Below are 26,191 nucleotides of genomic sequence, written 5' to 3'. Positions count from 1 at the left end.
GCGGTAACATAGCGGTTTGACGTGAGCGGGAAAGCCTCCTTGGAATACGATGCCCTGATTGTCGGCGCGGGCGCTGCCGGGCTCATGACGGCGCTGGTGGCTGGCCAGCATGGCAAGCGCGTGCTGGTGGTCGATCATGCCAACAAGGTCGGCAAGAAGATCCTGATGTCCGGTGGTGGCCGCTGCAATTTCACCAACACCGGCACCACGCCCCAGAACTACCTGTCGAACAACCCGCATTTCTGCAAATCCGCGCTGGCGCGCTACACGCCGTGGGATTTCATCGCGATGGTGGATCGCCACGGCATTGCCTGGCACGAGAAGGAACTGGGGCAGCTCTTCTGCGACGACTCCTCCAAGCAGATCGTGCGCATGCTGCTGGACGAATGCGCCGCCGTGGGCGCCCGCGTGGAAGCCAATTGTCCGGTGTCGCGCCTGCGGGCGGTTGAAAGCGGCTTTGCCGCCGAAACACCTCTGGGTCATGTGCGTGCCCGTTCGCTGGTGATCGCCACGGGTGGCCTGTCCATTCCCAGCCTCGGCGCTACCGGCTTCGGGTATGACATCGCAAGGCAATTCGGCCACACCGTACTGCCCACCCGCGCGGGCCTGGTGCCGCTGACCCTGAGCGGCAAACATCAGGAGCGCTTTGCGGAACTGGCTGGCGTGGCGCTGCCCGTGGAGGCACGGTGTGGCAAGGCGTCGTTCCGCAATGCCATGCTGATGACCCATCGCGGCATCAGCGGCCCGGCCATCCTGCAAATCTCCTCGTACTGGCAGCCCGGTGATGACCTGCGGCTGGACCTTTACCCGGCAGGCGACGCATACGAAGCACTGCTGGCGCAGCGGGCCGAGCGCCCGGGGGCCGAGTTGCGCACCGTGCTTTCCTCGATGCTGCCGCGCCGCCTGGCTGAACGCCTGTGCGAAGTGTGGTTCGCCAGCAAGCCCATGAAGCAGTACCGCGATGCGGAGCTGAAAGACATCGCGGGCCAGCTGGCAGACTGGCCGCTGGTGGCCAGCGGCACCGAGGGCTATCGCACCGCGGAAGTCACCCTGGGCGGCGTGGATACCGATGAAGTGTCCTCCGCCACGATGATGTCGCGTCGACACCCGGGGCTGTATTTCGTGGGTGAAGTACTCGATGTGACCGGCCATCTGGGCGGTTACAACTTCCAGTGGGCCTGGGCCTCCGGACACGCGGCGGGCTCGGCTCTTTAGCACCTGACGGAGAAAGCGCATGCGTATCGGATTCATCGGACTGGGCGCCATGGGCGCTGGCATGGCCGGCAGCCTCATCGCGGCGGGGCATGAGGTCACCGTGTGGAATCGCTCGCCCGAGGCGACGGCGCCGCTGAAGGAAAAGGGCGCCCGCGTCGCGGCCACCGCCGCGCAAGCGGCCGGTGGCGACGTCGTGCACAGCATGCTGGCCAATGATGCCGCCGTGCGCGAGGTCATCCTGGGTAGCGTGCTGGACGCCATGCCTGCGGGCAGCGTGCATGTAAACCACGCGACCATTTCCATCGCGCTGGCCAGGGAGCTGATCGCGGCACATGCCGCAAGGCAGGTGGGCTACGTAGCCGCGCCGGTATTCGGCCGTCCCGACGTAGCCGCCGCCGGTCAGCTCAACATTGCAGCGGCTGGCGCCCCGGCTGCCGTGGCCCGTGTGCAGCCTTTGCTGGACGTGCTGGGTCAGAAGGTATGGCCGATGGGCGATGATCCGGTTCGCGCGCACATCGTGAAGATTGCGGGCAACTTCATGATTGCCGCAGCCATCGAGAGCATGGCCGAAGCCTCCACGCTGACCCGTGCGTATGGCGTGTCGGCCGGTGACTTCCTCGGCCTGATGAGCGGCTCGCTGTTTGCCTCACCCATCTTCCGCACGTACGGCGGCCTGATCGCCGATGAGCGCTACTCGCCCGCAGGTTTCAAGATGACCCTGGGGTTCAAGGACGTGGGACTGGCGCGCAGCGCAGCAGAAGCCGAGCGCGTGCCCATGCCCTTTGCCAGTGTCATTCACGACAACTTCCTCGAAGCGATGGCGGCGGGCGACGGCGACCTGGACTGGTCGGCGCTGGCCAGGGTGGCCGAGGGCAGGGCGAATTTGAAGAATCGTTAAGGCGGTTCTTCACAATCGCCACCACGCCCGTCCCGCCACAATGTGCCCGCACACTGGGTGCGCAATGAGGGATTCACATCATGACGGCACGCTGGAAAGTGGTCTACGAGGGTGAGCTGGAAGGTCGCGCGGTGAAGGTCGAGGAATCCGGCGACGGCACGTACAAAGTGCAGACCCGGCAGAACGTGTTCGATGTGGGCATCGCGTACCAGGACGGCCCCAACTTCGTCCACGTGAGTCCCAGCAGCGTGGGCGAGCCGGTGGAAAGCGAGGTCAATTCCCGGGACAGCCTGAAAGAAGCCCTGAAAGAACTGCACTTCTCACCGGCATCGGTCAGCGCCATCGTGGGCGGTCTCCCGGGCTGAGCGAACGCCACTGAATGACGGCGTTCGTCAGCGCTTGCGTTGCGCCAGCCAGCGATCGAGCTGATTGGCGAACGCCTGGCGGTCGCGGGCATGAAATGCGGCGGGACCGCCTGTATCCACACCCGAGCCGCGCAGTTCGTCCATGAAGTTGCGCATGGAAAGGCGCTGCGCGATGGTCTCGGCCGTGTACAGCTCGCCGCGCGGATTGAGCGCAAGCGCGCCCTTTTCCAGCACCAGCGCGGCCAGCGGAATGTCCTGGGTGACGACCATGTCGCCCGCTTCCACGCGACGGACGATTTCGCCATCGGCCACATCGAAGCCGCTGGCCACCTGGATCGAGCGGATGAAGCGCGACGTGGGCACGCGTATCCACTGATTGGCTACCAGCGTCACCTCGATCTGCTCGCGATCTGCGGCGCGAAAAAGGATGTCCTTGATGACGACCGGGCAGGCGTCGGCGTCGACCCAGATTTTCATCGGCAGGTGCTCACGGATGGCCACCCGTCCAGAACACGTGGCCGTCGATCACCGTGTTGGTATGGCCGCCCACCCAGACGATGTCGCCGTCGATGCGCACCAGTAGGCGCGCATCGTGGCCCACTTCGCGACCCTGGCTCACTTCGTAACCGTTCGCCAGCGGGCCGTCGGGCTCGGCGTGCGCGATGTACGCGGCAATCAGGCCGTTGGCCGCGCCGGAGGCCGGATCTTCCACGATGCCGACGCCAGCCGGCAGCGCGCGCACCACCAGACCCGCGCCGCTGCGCGCAAACACGCAAAGCCCCAGGCTGTCGCTGGCCCGGGCCAGCGCGCCGATGGCGCCGTGATCGGGTTTCCAGGCGCGCAGCTGCGCTTCGCTGGCAAATTCCGCCACCCACCAGCGACGGCCGCCTTCCACGAAGGCCGGGGGCAGGGCGCCGGGCGTGATGCCCTGGAGGATGTGCCCGAGGTGTTCTTCACCATGGCCTGCGGATGGAAGCACGCGAGCTTTGGGAGCCTGTACGAAGATGTCGCGCGCAGCGCCGGTGCCTTCCACCAGGATGGGTAACGTGCCTGCACCACATTCCTGGCGCACGATGCCGTGCGCATCCGGCGTGATGAGTCCGGCATCCAGTGCGGCATGCGCACTGCCCACAGTGGGATGGCCAGCAAAGGCGATCTCGCGGGTGGGAGTGAAGATGCGGACGCGGTAGCTCGCCTGCGGATCGGTCGGCGGCAGGAGGAAGGTGGTTTCCACCAGGTTCGTCCAGTGCGCGAAGCGCTGCATCTGGTCATCCGTCCAGCCAGCGGCGTCGATCACGACGCCCAGAAGGTTGCCTCCGCCCATGCGGGCGGCAAATACATCAAGTTGCTTGTAACGGATCAGGGACATGTAGGGACAGGCGGTACGGCACAGGGGGCACTCATGATAGCCGCCGGCGCGCGCCAGCGGGCCTGAAGTGATCGACAAGCGACCCCAAGGCGGCGAAGATGCGCGCTCGCCACGTGCTACGGAACGCATCAAACCGCATGATTACCCTGATCATCATCGCCCTGACCTGTGTCGTGTCCTTTCTCGCGTTCCAGAACATCCGGCTGATGAACGACCTGATCCTCTGGCCGCCGGCCATCAATCGCAACCGCGAGTACTACCGGCTGGTGACCTACGGGCTCATCCATGCCGACACGATGCACCTGTTCGTGAACATGCTGACCCTGTATTTCTTCGGCAAGGTCATGGAAGGGCTGTACAGCTCGCACATGGGAATGCTGGGGTTTGCCACGTTCTATATCGGTGGCCTGGTGGTGTCGATCCTGCCCACGTACCTGCACAACAAGGACAACGCGTCCTATCGCAGCCTGGGCGCATCCGGCGCCGTATCGGCCGTGCTGTTCGCCTATGTGCTGGTGGCGCCGTGGACCACGATCCGCATCTTCTTCGTCCTGCCGATGCCCGCCATCGTGTATGCGGTGCTGTATGTGGCGTACTCGGTGATGATGGATCGCACCGGCAAAGACAACGTGAATCACAGCGCGCATTTGTGGGGCGCGGCATACGGCGTGGCCGTCACGCTGATGATTCAGCCCTCGCTGGTCAGTCATTTCATCAACGAGATTTCTCAGCCGAGATTCGGTTTTATGAATTGAAACCGTGCGACGGATGTGACTTCGCGCGTTGACTGAGTGATGATGAGCCACCGGTACGTGACTTTCGTTTCGATCAAGCATCGTCCGGACGAACGCGGAGGGCCCGATTCACGGGGTGGTTCGCGTCGCATATCACCGCAGGAGGAATGAGCGCATGGCTACTACCCGTAAGTCCGCCGCGAAGAAGTCCGCGGCAAAAAAGGCAACCGCGAAAAAGTCCACCGTAAAGAAAGCCGCCGCAAGGAAGGTCACCACCCAACGCGCTGCCACGCGCAAGACGGCCGCCACGAAGTCGCCCGCACGCAAGAGTGCTGCGAAAAAGACTCCGGCGCGCAAGACGGCAGTAAAGAAGGCATCGGCGAAGAAAGCCACTGCCAGGAAGAGCCCGGCACGCAAGGTGGCGAAGAAGACCACAGCCCGCAAGGCGACCACGAAGAAGGTGGCCACCCGCAAGTCGCCCGCACGCAAGGCCACGGCGAAGAAGTCGCCCGCACGCAAAGTCGCGGCGAAGAAGTCGACGGCACGCAAGGCTGCCACGAAGCGGCCCGTCGCTAAAAAGGCGACCGCGAAGAAAGCGACTGTTGCCCGCAAGGCGGTAAAGAAAGCTGTCACGCGTGCGCCAGCGAAGAAGTCGGCAGGCGGACGTGGCGCTGCGGCAAAGAAGGCATCTCCCGTTCGCGCCGCGTCTGCGAAGAAGGCGGCACCGGCCCGGGCAACCAGGGCGGTAAAGCCGACCGCACCGGTACGCGCGGCGAAGCCAGCAAAGAAGGCAGCTCCGACACGCACCGCCCCAGCCGCGAAGAAGGCCACGCCTGCGGCACGTCCGCTGGACCGCACCACGGGCGCTCATCTGGTCGAGCACAAGCCGGTATCGCGTCCGCCCGCCAAGGCAGCACCTCGCAAGCCGCGCAAGGTGGCCGCACCGGCAGCGGCAGCAGACGAGCCGGTACAGCACATCAGTCAGGAAGAAGCCGTCGCGCACATCCAGGCATTGCTGGAAGCCAAGCGTGAGCGTGTGGCTCAGGGCCCGAGCTGGCCCACGGGTGATTCGGCAACGCCCTCGTACTCGGCCGACGCCGACGTGCACGCGGCACCCCACTCGCCGTCGCCTGAGGCCACCTATGCCAACAGTGCGCATGAGCGTGGCGATCAGGACAAGCGCAAAGGCTGACCTGCTTTCGCACCCCCGGGCACTGGCCCGGGGGTGGTCTGGTTTGCCTTATGGCGTGGGATCGCAAGCACCCATCGTTCGCGGGAGCAGCAGGGCACATACGGGCTTTCCACATTTTCCTGCGGCCCATTCGCAGCTTTTAGCGGGCGTTCAACCACACGGCTCTAGTGTCATATCCGACACTCACCCACAGGCCCGCCATGCGCCGCGCTCTCACCTCCAGTCTTGTTGCCGGCGTCACGGCGCTGCTCTGCGGATGCTATGACCCGGGCTACCGCTATGTGCGCGGAGGCGGTGGCGGTGACGTGTACTACGGAACGGAAACCACCACGACGGTGGTATCGCCGGGGTATGGCTACGGTTACGACGACCCGTATTACTACAGACCGGGCGTCGGCGTTTCCACGATCTGGTATCGCGACGGTCGCTATGACAACCGCCGATATGACGATCGCCGCTACGACGACCGGCACCGCCCGCCGCCGGGCAATCGTCCGCCTCCGGGCGGCTGGCAAGGTGGCAATCGTCCACCGCCGGGTGGTTGGCAGGGCGGCAATCGTCCCCCGCCGGACGGTTCGCATGGCGGCGGCAACCGGCCACCTCCGCCCCAGGGCGGATCGCAGGGTGGCAACCGGCCGCCGCCGAACAACGGTTCGGGCCCGCGTCCGCAGCCACCGCAACGTCCGTCGCGCCCCATCGGTCGCGAACGTCCGGAACGCGTCGGCGAATAACGTTTCCATCGGGCACAATGCGGCATGCTTTCAGCGCGCCGCGTTGCGATACTCATCGCCATCATGATTTTCTGCCAGGCCTGCTCGCAGGTTCGTTACTACGGCCACGTCACGCACGGGCAGGCCTCGCTGATCCTGTCCCGTCGTTCCATCGACAAGGTCATTGCCGACCCGGCCACCGACGAGCGCACGGCACGACAACTGCGCATGGCGCGCGAGGCGCGCGAATTCGCCTCCGTGTCTCTCGGGCTTCCGCGCAATCGCAGCTATACCTACTACGTGGCTCTGGATCGTCCCGCCGTGGTCTGGAACGTGTTTGCCACGCCCGAGCTGTCGCTGGTGCCGGTATCGCACTGCTTTCCTTTCGCCGGATGTGTGGCCTATCGCGGCTATTTCCGCCAGGCGATGGCAACCCGCGAGGCCGCACGACTGGCGGCGTTGGGCAACGACACCTACGTGGGCGAGGTGCCCGCGTATTCAACACTGGGCTGGTTCGCCGACCCACTGCTGAGCAGCATGATGCGCTGGGATGACGACCAGCTTGTGGGCACGATCTTTCACGAACTGGCGCACCAGAAGCTCTACGTGAAAGACGACACGGCCTTCAACGAATCATTTGCCAGCTTCGTGGAAGACGAGGGCGTGCGACAGTGGCGCGCGGCGAAGGGCATGGCGCCACCGGATCACACGGGCGATGCGCTGGCCACGGCCTTCACCCGCCAGGTGATGGATTTGCGTGACCGTCTGGGCAAGCTGTATGCGCGGGAAATTTCCGACGACAGCAAGCGCGAAGGCAAGGCGGCGCAGATTGTCGATTTCCGCGAGCGTTACGCGGTGTGGCGCGACACCGAGGCGCATGGCGACCACCGGTATGACCGCTGGGTCGCGGCGCCCATCAACAATGCGCGGCTACTGCCGTTTGGTCTGTATGACCAGTGGACCGGGGCGTTCACGCGGGTATTTGCCAACACGCACGGGCGGTGGCCTGACTTCTTCGCCGAAGTGCAGCGCCTGTCCCGGTTGCCCAGGGGCGAGCGGGATGCGCGACTGAAGGCGCTGGCCGCTGCGGACCCGCCTCGGCAGTAGCCCGTTCCCTGGCAAAGAAATCTATTCTTAATCATGGATATACAGTCCATGATTAAGGTGGATTATACGAATTAATCCCATGGACCCGCGAGCCGTATCTTGCAACCCCCTGTCGTTCGCGAGAGGAAACGCTGTGTCCGGTTCGTCGCGGCCGCGAGGCGCTTTGGCAGTGTACTGTCCGGTTCTGTAAACCCGGAGTTGTTGCTCGTGGCACTTTTTTCGTGGTGGTTCCGCATCCGTTTCTGGAAGCGTGTGGCGGCGGGCTTCGTGCTCGGCGCGTTGGCCGGCTGGCTGATGGGGCCGGCCGCTGAGACCTGGTTTGCCCCGCTGGGCACGCTGTACGTCACGCTGATCAAGATGATCGCGGTTCCGCTGGTCTTCTTCGCCGTGCTGCACAGCGTGTCGAGTCTGCATGGGGTCAAGGACGTGGCGGCGCTCGGTGGCCGCACGTTTGTATGGTTTGCGGTGACCGCCGCACTGGCCGTCGTGGTTGGCCTTGGCATGGCGCATCTGACTCAGCCGGGACTGGGTGTCGGCGAGCTGACCATGGCCACCGACTTCAAGCCGCGCGTGGTGCCCACGCCGGTGCAGGTGCTGCTGGACGTGGTGCCGTCCAATCCCTTTCGCGCCCTGACCGAAGGCAAGATTCTCCAGGTCATCTTCTTCGCAGGCCTGCTTGGCCTGGCGCTGGTGCGCATTGGCGAGAAGTCGACGCGGTTGCGCGCACTGGCAGGAGAAGCCAACGACGCGATGATCCAGGTCACGCGGTTCGTGCTTGAAGTGACGCCCATCGGGACGTTTGGCCTGATTGCCGCCTTGGTGGGCAGCTACGGTTTCGAGAAACTGCTGCCGCTGGCGACGTTCGTGGTGACGCTGTATCTGGCCTGCATCGTGCAGATCGTGGTCGTTTACGGCGGCCTGCTGCTGGCGCATCGCCTGAATCCGATCCGCTTCTTCCGTGCCGCTTTCCCGGCGATGCAGGTGGCTTTCACCTCCTCATCCAGCTTCGCCGCCATGCCGATTGCGCTGCGCAGCGTGGTCAACAACATGGGTGTGAAAGAGGAGTACGCCGCCTTTGCGGTGCCGCTCGGTGCCAGCATCAAGATGGATGGCTGCGGCGCGATTTATCCGGCCATCTCGGCGGTATTCATCGCCCAGTATTTCCATCTGCAACTGGACGCCGCGCAGTACTTCATCATCCTGCTCGCCTCCGTGCTGGGCTCATTCGGCACGGCAGGTGTGCCGGGCACGGCCATCGTCATGGTCACGCTGGTGCTCAGCTCGGCAGGTCTGCCGCTGGAAGGCATCGGCTATCTCGTGGCGATTGACCGCATCCTGGACATGATGCGCACGATGACCAACGTGACCGGGCAAATGGTGGTGCCGGTGCTGGTGGCGCGTGAGCGCGGGATTCTGGATCTGGAAACCTACAACCGGGCGCAGACGGACCTTGGCGTGAATGCGGCCGACCGCGTCTGAGTCACGGCTTTCGCTGTGCGGCCATCTGGCGCAGATACGCCAGCAGAAGATCGAGATCGGCATCGCTCAGGGTGTCGGGCGAGAAGCCCGGCATCTTGCCTTCGGGCCAGTGGCGCAGTTGCGACGGTTGGCGGATCAGCGTGCGAAGCATGTCGTCGCGGAAGTATTCGGTGGGATTGTGCGGTTGATTAAGGTCCGGGCCGAGCCTGGCGTCTCCCTGGCCGTTCAATGTATGGCAGGCGATGCAGTGCCGCTGGAACACGGCAAAGCCGCGCACCGCCGCACTATCCGCTGGCAGCGCCGCGTCCGGGCGCATCGCGGGAAAGCGGGTGGCGGGATCGGGCAGGAGGCGAATGGCGGCGATCTGATACGGCCACTCTTCCGGGCCGATGCCGGCGGCTTTCGGATTCGTCCAGACCAGATAGAAGGGGCCCGCGCCCGGTTTTCCCGGCTTCAGGGGCGGCCACGGTTCGGACGGCTGTTCGATGGCCAGCCACGCCTGCGCGCCTTTCGTGTTGGTGATGTCTTTGAGAGGAATCTCTGCGGAAAAACCGTCCAACGCGGTGAACTGGATGTGCGCGTCGGCGGGGAGGTCACCCAGCAGGGCGCGCAGTGGTACGGCGCGCCAGGTCATGCTGCGGTGATAGGAGACATCCTCCGGAACGGTGATGTCGCGCGCATCGGCTCGCCTGAGCAGCGCGCCTGATTCCAGCGTCTGCACGCCGTGTCCCGTGTCGATCTTCAGGGAGGCCGCCAACGCCGGCCCGAGGACTAAACTGAAGCAGACACCCAGCCACCGGCGCTTTGTCATCGAGCCCATCGCCTGCTTTTCCTTTGCCTGTCGCGGTACCCTCGATTATCGCTGTTCGTGCCGTAACCGGCACGTGACCTGTCGCCCGGAACCAGACCACCCCATGCCCATGATTATCCGTTCGTTGCTCGATACCGATCTGTACAAGTTTTCCATGATGCAGGTGGTGCTGCATCAGCACCCGGCCGCGCAGGTGGAATACCGCTTCAAGTGCCGTACGCCAGAGGTGAACCTGGTGCCGTACATCGCGCGCATCGTTGAGGAAATCGAGGCGTTGTGCACGCTGCGCTTCAGCGGTGAAGAGCTGGCTTATATGCGCAGCCAGCGCTTCCTCAGCAGCGACTTCGTGGACTTCCTTGATCTGTTTCACCTGAACTCGAAATACGTGCGCGTGGAACCGTCCACGAAAGCGGCGGGCGAAATCGAGATCATCATCACCGGGCCATGGCTGCACACCATCCTGTTTGAAGTGCCGGTGCTGGCCATCGTCAATGAAATCTATTTCGAGGCCCGACATCCCGAACTGGACATGAGCGAAGGGCGTCAGCGCCTGCGCAGCAAGATCGCGTTGCTGCGCGACACCGATGGCTACGAGATGTGCCGCATTGCTGACTACGGCACGCGCCGTCGCTTCTCCCGTGCCTGGCACGAGGAAGTGGTCACCACGCTGAAAGACGAACTGGGCTCGCAACTGGCGGGCACCAGCAACGTGTGGCTGGCGATGCGTCACGGCCTGACGCCGCTGGGCAGCATGGCACACGAGTTTCTTCAGGCATTCCAGTCACTGGGCCCGCGTCTGCGCGATTCGCAGGTGGCAGCGTTTGAGGGCTGGGCGAAGGAGTATCGCGGCGACCTGGGCATTGCGCTGTCAGACGTCTACGGTCTTGATGCTTTTCTGCGCGACTTCGACATGTACTTCTGCAAGCTGTTTGATGGCGCGCGCCATGACTCCGGCGAGCCGTTCCAGTGGGGTGACCGCGTGCTGGCCCACTACGCGGCCAATCGCGTGGACCCGCGCACCAAGACACTGGTATTCAGTGATGGCCTGGACATCCCCAGGGTCATGAAGCTGTACTCACACTTCCGTGGCCGTTGTCAGCTGGCTTTCGGCGTCGGCACCAATCTCACCAACGACGTGGGGCCGGAAGCCTTGCAGGTCGTAATCAAGATGGTTCGCTGCAACGGACAACCGGTGGCGAAGCTGTCCGACACCCCCGGCAAGAGCATGTGTGACGATCTGGAATATGTGTCGTATCTGCGGCGCGTGTTCGATATTGCCTAGTGCCTGGCGTCGAGAAGGCCCGCGAGAGCGGGCCTTCGTACGATCAATGCATCAGAACGCCGGGAGAACGGCGCCCTTGTAGTTCTTCTCGATGAACGCCTTGACCTCGGGGCTGGTCAGCGCCCTGGCCAGCTTCTGCACGCGCGGGTCGTCCTTGTTGTCCGGGCGTGACACGAGGAAATTGACGTACGGGGAGTCCTTGTCCTCGATGAGGAGGGCATCCTTCACCGGGTTGAGACCTGCGGCCAGCGCGTAATTGGTGTTGATCAGTGCGAGGTCCACTTCGTCCAGCACGCGCGGGAGCATGGCGGCTTCCAGCTCGCGGAACTTCAGATTCTTCGGATTCGTGGCGATGTCTTTCAGAGTGGCCAACCGGTCATTCGGATTCTTCAGGGTGATGAGCCCGTGCCGGGCCAGCAGAAGCAGCGCGCGGCTGTTGTTGCTGGGATCGTTGGGGATCACCACGTCGGCGCCATCAGGCAGCTGGTCAATGGATTTGTACTTGCGCGAATACGCGCCAAACGGCTCGATATGCACGCCGATGACCTTCACCAGGTCTGTCTTGCGCTCGCGGTTGAACGCGTCGAGGTAAGGCTCGGTCTGGAAGAAATTGACGTCGATCTGCTTCTGCGCCACCTGCATGTTCGGCTGGACGTAGTCGGTGAACACCTTGATGTCCAGATCCACGCCCTCGGCTGCCAGCATCGGCTTGATCTGCTTGAGGATTTCCGCGTGCGGCACCGGGGTGGCCGCCACGGTGAGACGACGGTCATCGGCTGCTTTGTCGCCACCGGAACAGCCGGCCACGGCCAGCACGGCGGCGGCAAGGAGGGGGGCGAAAAGCTTCTTCATGATGCGTCCTGGCGAATGGTGCGGTGCGTCAGCATAGACGTCCATACCGCCAGATGCAAAAGGTGCGCGCCGGACCCGTTCAGCGACGCGAGTAGCGCTGTACCAGATGGTCGCCCAGCATTTGCAGCACCTGGACCAGCACGACCAGAAGGGCCACGGTTACCAGCATGTAATCGGGCTTGTAGCCGTTGTAACCATACTGATACGCCAGTGCGCCCAGGCCCCCGGCACCCACGATGCCGCCCATGGCGGTATAGCCCACCAGCGCGACCGCCGTGACGGTGGCGCTGGCCACCAGTCCGGCACGGGCTTCGGGCAGCAGTACGCGCTGCACGATCTGCCAGGTGGTGGCGCCCATGGCCTGGCTGGCCTCGATCACGCCACGGTCCACTTCACGCAGCGCGGTTTCAACCAGGCGGGCGAAGAACGGCGCTGCGCCGATCACCAGCGGCACGATGGCGCCGCGAATGCCGATGCTGACGCCCGTCAGGGCCTTGGTTACGGGGATGAGCAGGATCATCAGGATGATGAAGGGAATGGAACGCAGGACGTTGACCAGCAGCGACATCACGCCATACAGGCGCGGGCGCGCATGCAACTGGCCACGGGCAGTGAGGAACAGGCAGACGCCCAGTGGCAGGCCAATGGCCACCGTGAAAATCAGCGAGCCGCCCAGCATCACCAGCGTGTCGATGCATGCCTGGCCGATTTCGGCCCAGTCGATATTGGGGAAAAGGCTGTGCAGGAGCGGGTTCATCGTGCGATGTCCTCGATGTCGACGCCGGCATCGCGCAATTGCGCCAGTGCGGCTTCAAGGTTGTCGCCGCGCATGGCCAGCGTCAGCTGGCCATAAGGCATGCTCTTGATGCGCTCGATACGGCCGGCAAGAAGGTTGTATTCCACGCCGGTGTCGCGCACCACCTGGGACAACAGCGGTGCATACGTGGTGTCGCCACGGAAGGACAGGCGGAACAGGCGGCCGGTCACGCCGGAGTAATCCGGCCCGCGGCCTTCCTCGTGCTCCGCTTCGGCCACGAAGCGACGCGTGGTCGGATGCGAGGGATGCAGGAACACATCGGCCACCGCGCCGCTTTCCACCACGCGACCGGCATCCAGCACCGCAACGCGATCACACACGCGACGGATCACGTCCATCTCGTGGGTAATCAACACGATGGTCAGGCCAAGTTTTTCGTTGATGTCGGCCAGCAGTTCCAGCACGGAGGCGGTGGTCTGCGGGTCCAGTGCGCTGGTGGCCTCGTCGCACAGCAGGATTTCCGGCTTGCTGGCCAGTGCGCGCGCAATGCCCACGCGCTGCTTCTGCCCACCGGAAAGCTGCGCCGGATATTTGTCGGCGTGCTCGGTAAGCCCGACCAGCGACAGCAGTTCCTGCACGCGTCTTGCCGTATCGGCATGGCCGTGCAATTCGAGCGGGAAGGCTACGTTCTGGGCCACCGTGCGTGACGACAGCAGGTTGAAGTGCTGGAAGATCATGCCGATACGGCTGCGCAGCGCGCGAAGCTCGGCGCCCTGCGCATGGGTGACATCACGGTCGCCCACGAACACCTGGCCGCTGCTGGGACGCTCCAGCAGGTTGATCAGCCGAAGCAGGGTCGATTTGCCCGCACCCGAATGCCCGATGATGCCAAAAACCTCGCCTTTGGCAATGGTCAGATCAACCGGGGCCAGGGCGGGCACATCGGCTCCGTTGACCCGGTAGGACTTGGTGACGGCGGAAAATCGGATCACGGCAGGCGGTGGCTTTTGGTGGCAGGTGTGAGGGGGCAAGTGTACTGGACCCGGGCCTTTCACTGGCGGATGCGTACAATCACCAGCACACCTTCCCAAGGACAGCCCCATGACCAGCATCTACGATTTTTCGGCAGTGGATATCGACGGTAACGAGCGCTCGCTGGCGGAGTTCCGCGGCAAGCCGCTGCTGGTGGTGAATGTGGCGTCCAAGTGCGGTTTCACGCCGCAGTACAAGGGGCTGGAAGCGCTGTATGAAGAGTGGTCGCCGAAGGGATTCGAGGTGCTGGGTTTTCCCTGTGACCAGTTCGGTCATCAGGAGCCGGGCAATGAAGAAGAAATCAAGAACTTCTGCTCACTCACCTATGAAGTGACCTTCCCGATGTTCGCCAAGGTGGACGTCAACGGCGAGAAAGCCCATCCGCTGTATCGCTGGCTGAAAAGCGAAGGGAAGGGGATTCTGGGCAGCGAAGGCATCAAGTGGAACTTCACCAAGTTCCTGGTGGATCGCGACGGGCAGGTGGTGAAGCGCTATGCGCCCACCGATACGCCGGAGAAGATCGGGCGCGATTTGCCGAAGGTGGTTGGCTGATTCGCCGGGTATCCATCGCGGGCAGGCTCCCACGGGAGCAAGCCTGCCCGCGATAGTGGCTAGAGCGTCCGCACAGCTTCGGCCAGCATGACCGCCACGGCATCCACATCCGCCGCCGCTGAGGGCACGCCTTGCCCATCGGCGGGCTGGTATTGATTGAGCATGATCGCAAAGGCCAGCCGCTGGCCGCCCTTCGTCGTGACGTACCCGGCAAGTGAACTGACAAGCGCCATGCTGCCGGTCTTGGCGCGCAGGTTGCCCTCCGCCGCCGTGCCACGCATGCGGTTCTTCAGCGTGCCATCCACGCCGGCCACGGGAAGCGCATCCCGGAAGACCTCAGCGGACGGCTGGCCGTCCATATGCTGAAGCACGCGAATCAGCGCACTGGCGGTAGTAAGGTCGCGACGGGAAAGGCCCGTGCCTTCTTCCTGCCGGGCAGCGGTGGGTCCGACCCCGAGGTTGCCCAGCCAATCCGCAACCGTATTGGCTGCACGGGTCTCGGTGGATGTGAACGTGGTGAGGTCACCCACGGGTGCATGCAGGCCAGTCGTGAGCCAGATGCTCTGCATATACAGGTTCTGCGAACGCTTCAGCCCGGTACGCAGCAGCTCGGCCATCGTCGGCGAGGTCACGTTTGCCAGGGGGCGAAGTTGCGCGGTCAACGTTTCGGGCAATGTCTCTGGCCAGTGCACCACGCGAATCTGGCCAGTCAACGTCACGCCGCCCGCCAGCATGGCCGAGCGCAGCTTCATGGCCGCAACGCGCGCCGGGTCCGCCAGGCTCACATGCAGGCGGATGGCCGGAGAGCCGGCGGGCAGGGAGCCGAATGCCTGGAGTCGCGTGGAGCCGGGCGCCCGGTACACGTTCAGATCGCTGGCCGATCCCCGGGCCGAGGTCTCAATGGCGCCCTCAAGCGAGAGGCCGCTGTCGGCGGACATCATCGCCAGCGCGGCCGGCGTTCCCGCCTGTTCCGCAGGCTGAATGCTCACGTCCGCCACGTTTTCGTCCACGTTCAGCGAGGCGGCGGGCGCAGCGAAATAGGCCTGAAGATCGTTGGCCTCCCATCCACTGCCAAAGGCCGGCCCGGCGAAAGCAGTATCGTCGGCGATCAGATCACCTTCCACCCGCGTGATGCCCTGCTGCACGAGCGCCGCGGTCAGGCGTTGCGCCCAGTCACGGCTGCTTTCGGCCGCGCCAAGGCTGGGATCGCCCCCACCGCGAAGCACCAGCGATCCATTCAGTGCGTGGCCGTTCGCGGCACCGCTGGCCAGGAGCGAGGTTTGCAGCGTGGCAGCGGGCCCCAGTGTGTCCAGCGCATGCGCGGCGGTAAACAGCTTCGCCACCGAAGCCGGCAGCATCAGGCGGCCGGCATCATGCGAATAGATCATGCGCCCGTCGTCCAGCGACATGACGGCCACGCCCCACGACGCGGAAGCGAAGCGCGGCTGAGTGATCCGGGCGTCGATGCGTTCGGCCAGCGTGTCCTGCGCCCATGCCGGAGCGGCAACCAGCAGCGCAAGACAGGCCAGCGCGTGACGCATCCGCGTCACGCCGCCATCCACGGAGGCGTGGTCTTGCCGAGGAAGGCGCTGAGTCCTTCCTGGCCTTCACGCGATACGCGCAGGCGCGCGATCAGCGCGGCGTTCTGTTCGTCAACATGATGGGCCTGCATGTGTGTCATGCCGCCCATGCCCAGGGCCAGACGCTTGGCTTCCCGCTGCGCGATGGGGCCGCCCTTGCCGAGCAGCGCCACTACGTGATTGACCGCCGCGCTCATCTGGTCGGGAGCGGTCACCTCGTGCAGCAGGCCGATATCCAGCGCCCGCCGGGCATCAAACACTTCGCCGGTCAGGAACAGGCGGCGCGCAGCGCGCAGGCCGATGGCGGCGATCACATAAGGTGAAATCACGGCGGGTACGAGGCCGAGCTTCACCTCGGACAGGGCGAACTTCGCGTGCTCCGCGCCAATGGCGATATCGCAGCAGGCAATCAGGCCCACGCCGCCGCCGTACGCCGCACCGTTGACCTGCGCGATGGTGGGCTTCGCAAGAAATTGCAGGTCGCGCATCAGCTTGGCGAGCTTCAGCGAATCGGCGCGGTTTTCCTCTTCGCTTGCAGTGGCCATGCCACGCATCCAGTGGAGGTCGGCGCCTGCGGAAAAACTCAGGCCTTCGCCGGTCAGCACCACCACGCGCACCGTGTCATCGGCGCCCACGGCGGCAATGGCGCCAGTCAGATCCGCAATCAGGCCATCGTCGAAGGCGTTGTGCACTTCCGGGCGGTTCATGACGATACGGGCGAGGGACCCCTCGCGTTGGACGACGACGGCTGACATCAGTGAATTCCTTTGGTGGACCGCACAATCATACGTCGGACGGCATGCAGGACCACGGGGTGCGTGTAGCGCTACAAAAGCATACAATGCGAACAGTTCTTATTTGAGTACGCCCCGTGCGCCTGTCCGAAGTGCCGAAAGGTGCCCCCGCTGTGGTTCGACAAGTCGATGAAGCCCATCCCGCCGATCTGATCGCGCAGCGGTTGCGTGATCTCGGTTTTGTGGAAGGCGAGCCCGTGCGGATCGTGGCGCGCGGCCCGCTGGGCGGGGATCCCCTGCTGGTGCAGATCGGCTCCACGCGCTTCGCGCTGCGCCGGACGGAAGCGGCGCGCGTCACCGTCACTCTGGAGGATGTCGCATGAGCACCGCCGCGATGCGCGTCGCCCTGGTGGGCAACCCCAACTGTGGCAAGACGGCACTGTTCAATCAGCTGACCGGTGGCCGACAGAAAGTGGCCAACTACGCCGGTGTCACCGTTGAGCGCAAGGAGGGCCGCTTCCTCGCGCCGTCGGGCCGTTCGCTGCACATTCTTGACCTGCCGGGTGCGTACAGCTTCGAGGCAACCAGCCCCGATGAGGCCATCACCCGCGACGTGTGCTTCGGCCGCTATCCGGGCGAGAGCGCACCGGACCTGATCGTATGCGTTGCGGATGCCACCAACCTGCGGCTGCATCTGCGCTTCGTGCTGGAAGTGCGCCGCCTGGGTCGTCCGGTGGTGCTGGCTTTGAACATGATGGACGCGGCCCGTCGTCGCGGCATCGTGATCGACGTGGAAGAACTGTCGCGCCGCCTTGGCGTGCCGGTCATCGAGACCGTGGCGGTGCAGCGTGGTGGCGCCAGGGCGCTGATCGAATTCATCGACCGCGATCTGGCCACCACGCCCGTGGCGCAGGCAGAGGATGGCGTCACGCCCGAAGCGCTGCATGCACAGGTGCGCGAGATTCTGGCGGCCACCGTTGCCATGCCGCGACAGACCGTGGCCATCGACGATGCGCTGGATCGCTGGGCGCTGCATCCGGTGTTTGGCCTGGGCATCCTTGCGGTGCTGATGTTCCTGATCTTCCAGGCGGTGTTTTCCTGGGCACAGCCGATCATGGACGGCATCGAAACCGGCGTGACCGCGCTGGGAGCATGGGTCACCGGATTCCTGCCCGAAGACAGCGCGCTGCACAGTTTCCTGGGTGACGGTGTGTTTGCAGGTCTTGGCGCGGTGCTGGTGTTCCTGCCGCAGATTCTGATCCTGTTCTTCTTCATTCTTGTGCTGGAAGAATCCGGCTACCTGCCGCGCGCTGCGTTCCTGCTGGATCGCATGATGTTCCGGGTGGGCCTCACGGGCAGGGCATTCATTCCGCTGCTGTCGAGCTTTGCCTGTGCCATCCCGGGCATCATGGCCACGCGCAGCATCCAGGACCCGCGTGATCGTCTCACCACGATCATGGTCGCGCCGTTGATGACCTGCTCGGCGCGACTGCCGGTCTACACGCTGCTGATTGCCGCATTCATTCCGGCGCGTCCGGTGTGGGGCATCTTCAACCTCCAGGGCGTCGTACTTTTTGTGCTGTATTTCGCGGGCATCTTCAGTGCGTTGCTGGTGGCCTTCGTGATGAAGCGCCTGCGCAAGGACAAGAGCGAGCACGCGCTCATCATGGAACTGCCGTCCTATCGCCTGCCCAATGCGCGCGACATTGCACTGGGTCTGTGGGAGCGCGCGAAGATCTTCCTCAAGCGCGTCGGCGGCATCATCCTCACGCTGACCGTGTTGCTGTGGTTCCTTTCCAGCTTCCCGGGGCCGCCGGAAGGCGCCACGAGCCCTGCCATTGATTACAGCTTCGCCGGCCGCATCGGCCACCTGCTGGAATACGTGTTTGCACCCATCGGCTTCAACTGGCAGATCTGCATTGCGCTGGTGCCGGGCCTGGCCGCACGTGAAGTGGCGGTGGCGGCGCTGGGCACGGTGTATGCCATGTCCGGTACCGACGACACGGTAGCCGCGCAGCTGGGTCCGCTGATTTCGCACCAGTGGTCGCTGGCCACGGCGCTGTCGCTGCTGGCGTGGTACGTGTTTGCGCCGCAGTGCATGTCGACGCTGGCGGTGATCCGTCGCGAAACTAATTCATGGCGCAACGTGGCCATTTCGGCAGGCTATCTGTTTGGCTTGGCGTATCTGGCGTCGCTGGCCACCTATCAGATTGCGAGCGCACTCTCATGAGCACCTACGCCATCATTCAGGCCGTTATTCTCACTGTCGTCGGACTGGTGGCGGTGGTGGTGGCGTTCCGCAAGCTGTTGCCGGGTACGGCGAAGAAGGTTCAGGTGCGGCTTTCCGCATGCCTTAATCGCCCCGGCCGCGCCGCGTGGCTGCGGGCCTTCGGCGTGCGCATGCAGCCGGCCGGTTCCACGGGAAGCTGCGGCGATGGTTGCGATACGTGCGGCAGTTGCGGCTCGGCCCCGGCGCCGCGCAGCGACGTTCAGCCGCTGGAATTCCGTCCCCGCAAACCGACCTGAGGCAAGCGTCGGGTCAGTCGGACACTTCCGTTTCCGCCCGGCGACGCTCGCGCAGCGTCCACCAGCGAATGCCCAGATTCAGCGCAAACCACACGGCCAGCAGGCCCAGTGGCCAGGCAATGACGGCGGGCCAGACAAACGCGACCACCACCAGCACCGCCAGCGCGACGGCGCCCGCCAGCAGCGGGCCGGTTTCCGTGTCGCCCAGCACGCGGTGACCCGTAATGGCAGCACCCACGGTATTGGCCAGGCGCAGGGCGCTGGCGGCGGCACGGCTGGAACTGCCGCCCGCGCCGCGCGGACGCGGCGGGCGGGATTCGGAACTGCCCAGCGGTTCGTTGCCACTGCGACGACGACGCGGCTTCAGCACGATTTCGGTGGCGTTGGTGAGGTCATGTTCGTACTGCGCGGCCAGCTTCGCGGCGAACACCGGATCTTCAATCGCCACGTCGATTTCGCGATTGCTCAGCCAGCTGGCGACATTGAGGTTGGACGAGCCCACTCGCGCCCACTGACCATCGGCCACGGCGGTTTTCGCGTGCAGCATCGAGCCATTCCATTCGAACACGCGGATGCCCGCCTTCAGCAAGGGGCGGTAGCCGGAGCGCGACATGCTGGCCACCATGGGAATGTCGCTGCTGCCCGGCACCAGCAGCCGCACGTCCACGCCATCGCGCGCGGCGGCTGACAATGCCTGCACGTACGGCGCCACGCCCACGAAATAGGCATCGGTAAGCCAGAGCGTCTTGCGTGCCATCGCGGCAATCATCTGGTCGAGGCGATACATGCCGGCCGTGTTGGGTTGCGTGGCGATCACGCGCAGCGACACATCACCGGCAGCCAGCGGTTCCGCGATGCGCAGCAGGCGAGGGTCGTCCGGCAACGCGTCGCCGCAGGCCGCCCAGCTGTCGGCAAACGCGCTTTCCAGCTCCACCACGGCGGGGCCACGCAGCGAGACACCGGTATCGCGCCAGGGCGGCACATCCCGCGTCGGGTCGCCCAGCCACTTGGCGCTGATGCATACACCCGACAGAAACGCCGTTTCCCCATCCACGACCAGCAGCTTGCGGTGATCGCGGCTGATCCAGCCGAACGACGAGCCGAGACGCGGCGGGTTGTAGATGCGCACTTGCCCGCCTGCCTGGCGCAACGCGTTCCAGAACGAAGAGCGCGACTGCCCCAGTGCGCCGATCCAGTCCGAAATCACCGCAACGAATACACCCGCCTGCGCGCGCTCCACCAGCGCATCGCGGAAGGCCTGGCCGATGTCGTCATCGCGAATGATGTAGTTCTCAAGCAGCACGTGATGCGTGGCGCTGCGAATGGCCGCGAGCCACGCGTCGTAATGCGCGCGGGCGTCGATCAGCAATTCGACGGCATTGCCCCCGATCAGCGGTGCACCGGCGCTGCGGCTGAGGGCCTGTTCGGCGAAGAGTCGGCCGGTAAGGCTGGCGTGGCGGAGATGGGCGTTCATGGGGCGAAAGCGAGGCGGGTCATTCGGGAAGTGTAGCCTTAAGGGCAGGGCAATCTGGCATGATCGCGGGCATGCCATCACAACCGCGTGTATCTGATACCGACGCCTGTGTCGCGGCCATCCTCGCTCATTGCGACGGCCACCCGCGCATCGCGGCGCCCCTGGGTCTGGGCAAGCCGCATGGCCTCCTGAATGCGATCTATCGTGCCGTCGATGGCACGCCCGGCCGCTCGCTCACGCTGTTCACCGCGCTGTCGCTGACCCGGCCATCACCGGGGCACGGGTTGCAGAAGCGTTTTCTGAAACCCTTTCTCGACCGCCATTTCGGCGAGGGTTTTGAAGACCTGGATTACGCCGTGGCACAGGCGGCGAACCGCCTGCCGGCCAACATCAGCGTGCACGAGTTCTACATGCAGTCCGGCGCGCTGATGGGCGCGCATCGCGCGCAGCGTGATTACATCAGTCAGAATTACACGCACGTGGCGCGAGATCTTGTCGAGCGCAACATCAATGTCCTGGTGCAACTGGTCGCCGTGAAGCGGGAAGGCGGCCGACTGCGGATCAGCCTTTCGTCCAACCCCGACCTGACGCTGGACTTCATCGGCCGAATGGCGGATGCAGGCCGTCCGCGACCATTCTGCGTTGCCGTGGCCCATCCGGACATGCCCTTCGTCAGCGGCCATGCCGAGGTGGACGAAGGCTACTTCGATCTGCTGCTGGAACCGGCCGTCTCGCCGCCGCTGTTTGCATTGCCGCGCCCGCCCGTGGATCCGGCCGAATATGCGCTTGGCATGCACGCCAGCGCATTGGTGCGCGATGGCGGCACCTTGCAGATCGGCATCGGCGCACTGTCCGATGCCATCGTGCGCGCACTTCTTCTGCGTCACCAGCAGAACGGCCGCTGGCGGGTTGCGCTGGCTTCGCTGGATGGCGGGGGCGTCACGCATGCGCTGATGCGTAAGGTGGGCGGCGACGATCGCTTCACTACCGGCCTGTATGGCGCCAGCGAAATGGTGATGGACGGCTTCATGCATCTTCAGCAGGCAGGCGTGCTGCGTCGCCGAGCTTATGATGATCTGGCCACCGAGCGGCGTGCTGCCAGCGGCGAGGATGTGGGGCCGGCCGGCGGCCACTATCTGCGCGGCGCGTTCCTGCTTGGCTCACGCGAACTCTACGCGTGGATGCATCGCAGCGAGCAGGACGATCCGGACGCCATCGACATGTGCCGCGTTTCCAACGTCAATCACCTGTATGGCGATCATCAGGTACTGGCCGCCTTGCAGCGTCGCGGTGCACGTTTCTTCAATACCTGCATGATGGCCACGCTGACCGGCGCGGCGGTATCCGATGGGCTGGAGAACGGCCTGGTGGTGAGCGGTGTGGGCGGTCAGTTCAATTTCGTGGCCATGGCGCACGAACTGGCCGATGGCCGCTCCCTTCTTCTGCTGCGCGCCACGCGCTCCAAAGGCGGCGAGACGGTCTCCAACATCCGCTTCAGCTACGGGCACGAAACCATCCCGCGCCATCTGCGCGACGTGTTCATCACCGAATACGGCGTGGCGGACCTGCGTGGCCGTTCCGACGAGGAATGCGTGATCGCCATGCTGGGCATCGCCGATGCCCGTTTCGTGGATGAATTGGTGGAGGAGGCGAAGGCCGCCGGCAAGCTGGCACCGGAATTCCGGGTGCCGGACGTATGGCGCGCACATACGCCGCAGGGCCTGAAGGCAGCCTTGCGCCCTCTGGCAGACGACGGGTTGCTGGACCCGTTTCCGTTCGGCAGCGATTTCACGACGGTGGAGCGGCAATTGCTCCCGGCGCTGGGCTGGCTGGCGGCCCGGGCGGCCAGTCCCCGGGGCTGGCCGGCGTTGGCCGGCGCGCTGCTGGCGCCCGGACGCCCGGTGGCTGGCGAAGAGGCGGCAGTGGCCCGCATGGGGCTGGATCGCCCGGATTCGCTGGCAGATCGCCTCCAGGCGCGCCTGGTGAGGGCGGCGCTGCGCCGGGCGTGAAGGCTCCGGGTCATGTCGATGCGTTATCCTTGGCCGCATTGAACGAACTTGCACACACCCATGACCCAGCCTGAAGTTTTCCGCCCCCGGCCCGCTGAATCGGCCGGCCGTCGACCCAGCGTCGGCGTGCGCATCGACAATGTCCTGGTGGGCGGCGGTGCGCCGATTGTCGTGCAGTCGATGACCAACACCGACACGGAAGACCCGGCGTCCACGGCCAAACAGATTGCCGAGCTGGCCCGCGCCGGCTCGGAAATGGTGCGCATCACGGTGAACACGCCCGCTGCCGCTGCGGCCGTGCCGCGCATTCGCGAGCGCCTGGACATGATGGGCGTGTCCGTGCCGCTGATCGGCGATTTCCACTACAACGGCCACCAGCTGCTGGAAGGTGAGCCTGCGTGCGCCGAAGCACTGGCCAAGTACCGCATCAACCCCGGCAACGTGGGTTTCGGCAAGAAGAAAGACACCCAGTTCGCCTCGATCATCCAGATGGCCATCCGTTACGGCAAGCCCGTGCGCATCGGCGCCAACTGGGGTTCGCTGGACCAGAGCATGGTCGCCGCGCTGATGGATGAAAACGCCACGCGCGCCCAGCCGTGGGACGCGAGCCATGTGGCCCGCGAAGCGCTGATCCGCTCCGCGCTGGATTCCGCCGCGCGCGCCGAAGATCTGGGCTTGCCGCGCGACCGCATCATCCTGTCGTGCAAGGTGTCCGGTGTGCAGGAACTGATCGCGGTGTACCGCGATCTTTCCACCCGTGCCGATTACGCGCTGCATCTTGGCCTCACCGAAGCGGGCATGGGTTCGAAGGGCATCACGGCATCCAGCGCCGCGCTCGCCGTACTTCTTCAGGAAGGCATCGGCGACACCATCCGCATTTCGCTCACGCCAGAGCCGGGCCAGTCGCGCACCGGCGAAGTGATCGTGGCGCAGGAACTCCTGCAAACGATGGGGCTGCGCGCGTTCACGCCGCTGGTTACCGCGTGCCCGGGTTGCGGCCGCACCACCAGCGAGTTCTTCCAGGAACTGGCCAAAACCGTGCAGGAACACGTGCGCGAGCAGATGCCCGTGTGGCGCGTGAAATACGACGGCGTGGAAAACCTCACGCTGGCCGTGATGGGTTGCGTGGTCAATGGGCCGGGTGAATCCAAGCACGCCAACATCGGTATTTCACTGCCGGGCAATGGCGAAGCGCCGTCCGCTCCGGTGTTCATCGACGGGCAGAAGGCCATGACACTGCGTGGCGACAATATCGCCAGCGAGTTCGTCGGCATTCTGGACAACTACGTGTCCACGCATTACTCGGCACGCGGGGACTGATTCTCCGTCCCCGGGGTTGATTGCGCGTCATGCGTCTCCATCCTTTTCAGCTTCACCGAAGGAGATGACGCATGACGCAGCACGTACCCCTGCTTGACCTCAACGACGGCCGCCGCGCGCCACAGCTTGGCTTTGGCGTATGGCAGATCGACGACGCCCATGCCACGGCCGCCGTGGAAGCCGCGCTGAAAACGGGCTATCGCTCCATCGACACGGCGTCGATCTATGGCAACGAAAAAGGCGTGGGCGAAGGCATCGTGCGCTCCGGCGTGGCGCGTGGCGACATCTTCCTCACCACCAAGCTGTGGAATGCCGACCAGGGCTACGACAGCACGCTCAAGGCATTTGATGCCAGCCTGGCCCGCCTTGGTACGGATTACGTGGACATGTACCTGATCCACTGGCCCATGCCGGCAAAGGACACTTACGTCGACACGTGGAAGGCACTGGTCCACCTGCGCGAGCAGGGCCGCGTGCGTTCCATTGGCGTGTCCAATTTCCAGCCCGAGCATCTTGAGCGCATCATCGCCGAAACCGGCGTGACGCCCGTGGTCAACCAGATCGAACTGCATCCTGATTTCGCCCAGCGAGACAACGATGCATTCCACGCGAAGCATCACATCATCACCGAAGCGTGGAGCCCGCTGGGCCAGGGTGGTGATCTGCTGAAACACCCGCTGCTGGAAGGCATTGCGCGCCGCGTTGACCGCACCGTGGCACAGGTGGTGCTGCGCTGGCATGTGCAGCGCGGCCACATGGTGATTCCGAAGTCGCAGACGCCGTCGCGCATCGCCGAGAACTTTGCGATCTTCGACTTTGCGCTGTCGGCTGACGACATGCGCACCATCGACGGGCTGGATGCAGGCAACCGCATCGGCCCGGACCCGGCAGAGGTGAATTAACGCTGCGGCGTCAGCGTCACGTCAATTTCGATGGGATACGGCGCCGGCTGTTTCGGCGGCGCCGGCAGGATCCAGGTGCTGAACTGACCCTGGAAGCAACGGGCGACAGGCGTGGCCGGTTTGACCACCACGCCGTCCAGGTGGCCGTCGGCCTTCACGTCCGCCACCACGGTGAACGGCGAGGTGTCCGCCGGGGCGTTGCTGGTGATGCAGCCTTGCAGCGCCACCGTCATCTGGCTGGTCACGGCGTCCCAGAGTTGCTTCTGGTACGCCGTGCCATCGGCCGTCTGCTCCAGCTTCTTCGCGGTAAGCATCCGGTCGGCGAAATCCGGCGTGGCTGCGGTGGACAGTGCGATAAGCATGGACAGCATGACTTCACTCCGTGGGAGGTGGCTTCAAGTGGCGCACGGTAGCAGGAGTGAAGGGGTTTGGGATCAGACGAACATGCCGCCGGAGGCTTCGATGCGCTGGGCGTTGATCCAGCGACTCTCCGGCGACAGCAGCGCGACCACGGCACCGCCGATGTCGTCTGGCTGACCCACGCGGCCCAGCGCGGTCTGCGAGGCCACCATCTGGTTCAGTTCCTTGTTGTCGCGTACGGCACCGCCGCCAAAATCGGTCTCGATGGCGCCCGGCGCCAGGGTGTTCACCGAGATGCCGCGGGCGCCCAGTTCCTTCGCCTGATAACGGGTCAGCACTTCGATGGCGCCCTTCATGGCTGCATACGCGCCATATCCGGGCAGCGCAAAACGGGTGAGGCCGCTGGATACGTTGATGATGCGGCCACCGTCGTTCATCAGAGGCAGCAGCTTCTGGGTAAGGAAGAACGGGCCCTTGAGGTGCACGTCCACCAGGTCGTCGAACTGCGCTTCGGTCGTGTCGGTCACCAGCGCGTGGACGCCCATGCCCGCGTTGTTCAGCAGGTAGTCGAACCGGTCGCGCTGCCACACGTGTTTTAGCGCTTCGGTCACCGCCGTGGCAAAGGCAGCAAAGCTGGCGGCATCGCCAACGTCCAGTGGCAACGCCACGGCGCGGCGACCCAGCGCCTCGATGGCAGCGACGACGCTGGCGGCTTCGCTTTGTGCCGAACGGTAGGTCAGGATCACATCGGTGCCGTGCTCGGCCAGCTTCAGCGCGGCATGGCGGCCGAGGCCTCGGCTGCCGCCGGTGATCAGGGCGATGGGGGTCTGTGTGCTCATGGGGCGGCTCCGTGGGGGCAGGGAAACATTCGGTAAGAGCAGACTATTGACTCGCTGGCTGGCGATAAACCCGATCAGTCCGCGTACTATGT

General features: G+C 64.7%; 27 protein-coding genes. 16 read left to right on the top strand and 11 right to left on the bottom strand.

Features of this window, described 5'->3' with window-relative positions; all coding sequences use genetic code 11:
• Positions 1 to 39 precede the first annotated feature (39 nt).
• The 3 genes from FHW69_RS14440 (at position 40) to FHW69_RS14430 (ending at position 2,478) form a co-directional block, all read left to right on the top strand.
• Positions 40 to 1,215 carry an NAD(P)/FAD-dependent oxidoreductase gene (locus FHW69_RS14440; RefSeq protein ID WP_183423797.1) on the top strand — a complete coding sequence of 392 codons (1,176 nt, stop codon included), beginning with the start codon at positions 40 to 42 and terminating at the stop codon, positions 1,213 to 1,215.
• A 19-nt stretch (positions 1,216 to 1,234) separates the two neighbouring features.
• Positions 1,235 to 2,113 (top strand): NAD(P)-dependent oxidoreductase, encoded by an 879-nt coding sequence (locus FHW69_RS14435; protein ID WP_183423796.1) that lies wholly within the window; start codon positions 1,235 to 1,237, stop codon positions 2,111 to 2,113.
• Between the two features lie 80 nt (positions 2,114 to 2,193).
• Positions 2,194 to 2,478, top strand: coding sequence for a hypothetical protein (locus FHW69_RS14430; protein ID WP_183423795.1), 285 nt, complete (start codon positions 2,194 to 2,196; stop codon positions 2,476 to 2,478).
• A gap of 27 nt (positions 2,479 to 2,505) precedes the next feature.
• Here the strand turns inward: FHW69_RS14430 and FHW69_RS14425 are convergent, their stop codons facing one another.
• Entirely contained in the window at positions 2,506 to 2,955 is a 450-nt protein-coding gene (locus FHW69_RS14425) for a YaiI/YqxD family protein (RefSeq protein ID WP_183423794.1), read from the bottom strand.
• A 10-nt stretch (positions 2,956 to 2,965) separates the two neighbouring features.
• On the bottom strand, positions 2,966 to 3,847 hold the full coding sequence (locus FHW69_RS14420) for a PhzF family phenazine biosynthesis protein (protein ID WP_183423793.1): 882 nt from the start codon (positions 3,845 to 3,847) through the stop codon (positions 2,966 to 2,968).
• A 137-nt stretch (positions 3,848 to 3,984) separates the two neighbouring features.
• Between FHW69_RS14420 and FHW69_RS14415 the strand changes: the two genes are divergently transcribed.
• From FHW69_RS14415 to FHW69_RS14395, 5 genes are all read left to right on the top strand, one after another.
• Entirely contained in the window at positions 3,985 to 4,602 is a 618-nt protein-coding gene (locus FHW69_RS14415) for a rhomboid family intramembrane serine protease (protein WP_183423792.1), read from the top strand.
• 154 nt (positions 4,603 to 4,756) lie between these two features.
• Positions 4,757 to 5,773 carry a histone H1-like repetitive region-containing protein gene (locus FHW69_RS14410; RefSeq protein WP_183423791.1) on the top strand — a complete coding sequence of 339 codons (1,017 nt, stop codon included), beginning with the start codon at positions 4,757 to 4,759 and terminating at the stop codon, positions 5,771 to 5,773.
• A 200-nt stretch (positions 5,774 to 5,973) separates the two neighbouring features.
• A complete protein-coding gene (locus FHW69_RS14405; protein WP_183423790.1) occupies positions 5,974 to 6,504 on the top strand; it encodes a hypothetical protein in 531 nt (176 codons plus the stop codon).
• Between the two features lie 24 nt (positions 6,505 to 6,528).
• Complete coding sequence (locus tag FHW69_RS14400; protein WP_255494825.1) at positions 6,529 to 7,590, top strand: aminopeptidase; 1,062 nt, start codon at positions 6,529 to 6,531, stop codon at positions 7,588 to 7,590.
• Positions 7,591 to 7,797: 207 nt separating this feature from the next.
• Entirely contained in the window at positions 7,798 to 9,069 is a 1,272-nt protein-coding gene (locus FHW69_RS14395) for a dicarboxylate/amino acid:cation symporter (RefSeq protein ID WP_183423789.1), read from the top strand.
• A gap of 1 nt (position 9,070) precedes the next feature.
• Here the strand turns inward: FHW69_RS14395 and FHW69_RS14390 are convergent, their stop codons facing one another.
• A complete protein-coding gene (locus FHW69_RS14390) occupies positions 9,071 to 9,889 on the bottom strand; it encodes a c-type cytochrome (protein ID WP_343204029.1) in 819 nt (272 codons plus the stop codon).
• A 94-nt stretch (positions 9,890 to 9,983) separates the two neighbouring features.
• Here FHW69_RS14390 and pncB point away from each other — a divergent pair, with 94 nt between their 5' ends.
• Positions 9,984 to 11,162: a nicotinate phosphoribosyltransferase gene (gene pncB / locus FHW69_RS14385; protein ID WP_221195567.1), complete on the top strand. Its 1,179-nt coding sequence runs from the start codon at positions 9,984 to 9,986 to the stop codon at positions 11,160 to 11,162.
• Positions 11,163 to 11,213: 51 nt separating this feature from the next.
• Here the strand turns inward: pncB and FHW69_RS14380 are convergent, their stop codons facing one another.
• The 3 genes from FHW69_RS14380 to FHW69_RS14370 all read right to left on the bottom strand — a co-directional run bounded on the left by FHW69_RS14380 (position 11,214) and on the right by FHW69_RS14370 (position 13,763).
• The gene (locus FHW69_RS14380) at positions 11,214 to 12,014 is read right to left on the bottom strand and encodes a MetQ/NlpA family ABC transporter substrate-binding protein (RefSeq protein ID WP_183423788.1); all 801 of its coding nucleotides are present in this window, start codon (positions 12,012 to 12,014) and stop codon (positions 11,214 to 11,216) included.
• 79 nt (positions 12,015 to 12,093) lie between these two features.
• Positions 12,094 to 12,771 carry a methionine ABC transporter permease gene (locus tag FHW69_RS14375; protein WP_183423787.1) on the bottom strand — a complete coding sequence of 226 codons (678 nt, stop codon included), beginning with the start codon at positions 12,769 to 12,771 and terminating at the stop codon, positions 12,094 to 12,096.
• On the bottom strand, positions 12,768 to 13,763 hold the full coding sequence (locus tag FHW69_RS14370; protein ID WP_183423786.1) for a methionine ABC transporter ATP-binding protein: 996 nt from the start codon (positions 13,761 to 13,763) through the stop codon (positions 12,768 to 12,770). Before FHW69_RS14370 ends, FHW69_RS14375 begins: the two co-directional genes overlap by 4 nt.
• A 109-nt stretch (positions 13,764 to 13,872) precedes the next feature.
• Between FHW69_RS14370 and FHW69_RS14365 the strand changes: the two genes are divergently transcribed.
• Positions 13,873 to 14,355 carry a glutathione peroxidase gene (locus FHW69_RS14365; RefSeq protein ID WP_183423785.1) on the top strand — a complete coding sequence of 161 codons (483 nt, stop codon included), beginning with the start codon at positions 13,873 to 13,875 and terminating at the stop codon, positions 14,353 to 14,355.
• Between the two features lie 59 nt (positions 14,356 to 14,414).
• On the opposite strand, the gene dacB is transcribed toward FHW69_RS14365, so the two are convergent.
• On the bottom strand, positions 14,415 to 15,896 hold the full coding sequence (gene dacB / locus FHW69_RS14360) for a D-alanyl-D-alanine carboxypeptidase/D-alanyl-D-alanine-endopeptidase (RefSeq protein ID WP_183423977.1): 1,482 nt from the start codon (positions 15,894 to 15,896) through the stop codon (positions 14,415 to 14,417).
• Between the two features lie 5 nt (positions 15,897 to 15,901).
• Positions 15,902 to 16,693 (bottom strand): enoyl-CoA hydratase-related protein, encoded by a 792-nt coding sequence (locus tag FHW69_RS14355; protein WP_183423976.1) that lies wholly within the window; start codon positions 16,691 to 16,693, stop codon positions 15,902 to 15,904.
• Positions 16,694 to 16,806: 113 nt separating this feature from the next.
• On the opposite strand from FHW69_RS14355, the gene FHW69_RS14350 reads away from it, so the two are divergent.
• From FHW69_RS14350 to FHW69_RS14340, 3 genes are read left to right on the top strand one after another with little or no spacing between them, the layout of a single operon-like run.
• Complete coding sequence (locus FHW69_RS14350; protein ID WP_183423784.1) at positions 16,807 to 17,052, top strand: FeoA family protein; 246 nt, start codon at positions 16,807 to 16,809, stop codon at positions 17,050 to 17,052.
• Positions 17,049 to 18,899: a ferrous iron transport protein B gene (gene feoB / locus FHW69_RS14345; protein WP_183423783.1), complete on the top strand. Its 1,851-nt coding sequence runs from the start codon at positions 17,049 to 17,051 to the stop codon at positions 18,897 to 18,899. Before FHW69_RS14350 ends, feoB begins: the two co-directional genes overlap by 4 nt.
• Positions 18,896 to 19,195: a DUF6587 family protein gene (locus tag FHW69_RS14340; RefSeq protein ID WP_183423782.1), complete on the top strand. Its 300-nt coding sequence runs from the start codon at positions 18,896 to 18,898 to the stop codon at positions 19,193 to 19,195. The genes feoB and FHW69_RS14340 overlap by 4 nt, the downstream gene beginning before the upstream one ends.
• A 13-nt stretch (positions 19,196 to 19,208) precedes the next feature.
• Here the strand turns inward: FHW69_RS14340 and FHW69_RS14335 are convergent, their stop codons facing one another.
• A complete protein-coding gene (locus FHW69_RS14335; protein WP_183423781.1) occupies positions 19,209 to 20,669 on the bottom strand; it encodes a phospholipase D-like domain-containing protein in 1,461 nt (486 codons plus the stop codon).
• Positions 20,670 to 20,740: 71 nt separating this feature from the next.
• On the opposite strand from FHW69_RS14335, the gene FHW69_RS14330 reads away from it, so the two are divergent.
• The 3 genes from FHW69_RS14330 to FHW69_RS14320 all read left to right on the top strand — a co-directional run bounded on the left by FHW69_RS14330 (position 20,741) and on the right by FHW69_RS14320 (position 24,900).
• Entirely contained in the window at positions 20,741 to 22,678 is a 1,938-nt protein-coding gene (locus tag FHW69_RS14330; protein ID WP_255494823.1) for an acetyl-CoA hydrolase/transferase C-terminal domain-containing protein, read from the top strand.
• Positions 22,679 to 22,738: 60 nt separating this feature from the next.
• The gene (gene ispG / locus FHW69_RS14325) at positions 22,739 to 23,998 is read left to right on the top strand and encodes a flavodoxin-dependent (E)-4-hydroxy-3-methylbut-2-enyl-diphosphate synthase (protein ID WP_183423779.1); all 1,260 of its coding nucleotides are present in this window, start codon (positions 22,739 to 22,741) and stop codon (positions 23,996 to 23,998) included.
• 71 nt (positions 23,999 to 24,069) lie between these two features.
• On the top strand, positions 24,070 to 24,900 hold the full coding sequence (locus FHW69_RS14320) for an aldo/keto reductase (protein WP_183423778.1): 831 nt from the start codon (positions 24,070 to 24,072) through the stop codon (positions 24,898 to 24,900).
• Here the strand turns inward: FHW69_RS14320 and FHW69_RS14315 are convergent.
• Together FHW69_RS14315 and FHW69_RS14310 are read right to left on the bottom strand one after the other, a co-directional pair.
• Entirely contained in the window at positions 24,897 to 25,271 is a 375-nt protein-coding gene (locus tag FHW69_RS14315) for a peptidase C13 (protein WP_183423777.1), read from the bottom strand. The two genes, FHW69_RS14320 and FHW69_RS14315, sit on opposite strands and share 4 nt — an antisense overlap.
• Positions 25,272 to 25,334: 63 nt before the next feature.
• Complete coding sequence (locus FHW69_RS14310; protein ID WP_183423776.1) at positions 25,335 to 26,099, bottom strand: SDR family oxidoreductase; 765 nt, start codon at positions 26,097 to 26,099, stop codon at positions 25,335 to 25,337.
• Positions 26,100 to 26,191 lie beyond the last annotated feature (92 nt).

Origin of the sequence: Luteibacter sp. Sphag1AF, from assembly GCF_014192715.1 — a bacterium.
Classification (GTDB): domain Bacteria; phylum Pseudomonadota; class Gammaproteobacteria; order Xanthomonadales; family Rhodanobacteraceae; genus Luteibacter.
The sequence above is the reverse complement of the archived record's forward strand: the minus strand, read 5'-3'. Positions and strand labels throughout refer to the sequence as shown.

Coding starts and splice junctions, on each gene's coding strand:
- FHW69_RS14435 (WP_183423796.1), top strand. CDS start 1,235: ATGCGTATCGGATTCATCGGACTGGGCGCCATGGGCGCTGGCATGGCC.
- FHW69_RS14430 (WP_183423795.1), top strand. CDS start 2,194: ATGACGGCACGCTGGAAAGTGGTCTACGAGGGTGAGCTGGAAGGTCGC.
- FHW69_RS14425 (WP_183423794.1), bottom strand. CDS start 2,955: ATGAAAATCTGGGTCGACGCCGACGCCTGCCCGGTCGTCATCAAGGAC.
- FHW69_RS14420 (WP_183423793.1), bottom strand. CDS start 3,847: ATGTCCCTGATCCGTTACAAGCAACTTGATGTATTTGCCGCCCGCATG.
- FHW69_RS14415 (WP_183423792.1), top strand. CDS start 3,985: ATGATTACCCTGATCATCATCGCCCTGACCTGTGTCGTGTCCTTTCTC.
- FHW69_RS14410 (WP_183423791.1), top strand. CDS start 4,757: ATGGCTACTACCCGTAAGTCCGCCGCGAAGAAGTCCGCGGCAAAAAAG.
- FHW69_RS14405 (WP_183423790.1), top strand. CDS start 5,974: ATGCGCCGCGCTCTCACCTCCAGTCTTGTTGCCGGCGTCACGGCGCTG.
- FHW69_RS14400 (WP_255494825.1), top strand. CDS start 6,529: ATGCTTTCAGCGCGCCGCGTTGCGATACTCATCGCCATCATGATTTTC.
- FHW69_RS14390 (WP_343204029.1), bottom strand. CDS start 9,889: ATGGGCTCGATGACAAAGCGCCGGTGGCTGGGTGTCTGCTTCAGTTTA.
- pncB (WP_221195567.1), top strand. CDS start 9,984: ATGCCCATGATTATCCGTTCGTTGCTCGATACCGATCTGTACAAGTTT.
- FHW69_RS14380 (WP_183423788.1), bottom strand. CDS start 12,014: ATGAAGAAGCTTTTCGCCCCCCTCCTTGCCGCCGCCGTGCTGGCCGTG.
- FHW69_RS14375 (WP_183423787.1), bottom strand. CDS start 12,771: ATGAACCCGCTCCTGCACAGCCTTTTCCCCAATATCGACTGGGCCGAA.
- FHW69_RS14365 (WP_183423785.1), top strand. CDS start 13,873: ATGACCAGCATCTACGATTTTTCGGCAGTGGATATCGACGGTAACGAG.
- dacB (WP_183423977.1), bottom strand. CDS start 15,896: ATGCGTCACGCGCTGGCCTGTCTTGCGCTGCTGGTTGCCGCTCCGGCA.
- feoB (WP_183423783.1), top strand. CDS start 17,049: ATGAGCACCGCCGCGATGCGCGTCGCCCTGGTGGGCAACCCCAACTGT.
- FHW69_RS14340 (WP_183423782.1), top strand. CDS start 18,896: ATGAGCACCTACGCCATCATTCAGGCCGTTATTCTCACTGTCGTCGGA.
- FHW69_RS14335 (WP_183423781.1), bottom strand. CDS start 20,669: ATGAACGCCCATCTCCGCCACGCCAGCCTTACCGGCCGACTCTTCGCC.
- FHW69_RS14330 (WP_255494823.1), top strand. CDS start 20,741: ATGCCATCACAACCGCGTGTATCTGATACCGACGCCTGTGTCGCGGCC.
- ispG (WP_183423779.1), top strand. CDS start 22,739: ATGACCCAGCCTGAAGTTTTCCGCCCCCGGCCCGCTGAATCGGCCGGC.
- FHW69_RS14320 (WP_183423778.1), top strand. CDS start 24,070: ATGACGCAGCACGTACCCCTGCTTGACCTCAACGACGGCCGCCGCGCG.
- FHW69_RS14315 (WP_183423777.1), bottom strand. CDS start 25,271: ATGCTGTCCATGCTTATCGCACTGTCCACCGCAGCCACGCCGGATTTC.
- FHW69_RS14310 (WP_183423776.1), bottom strand. CDS start 26,099: ATGAGCACACAGACCCCCATCGCCCTGATCACCGGCGGCAGCCGAGGC.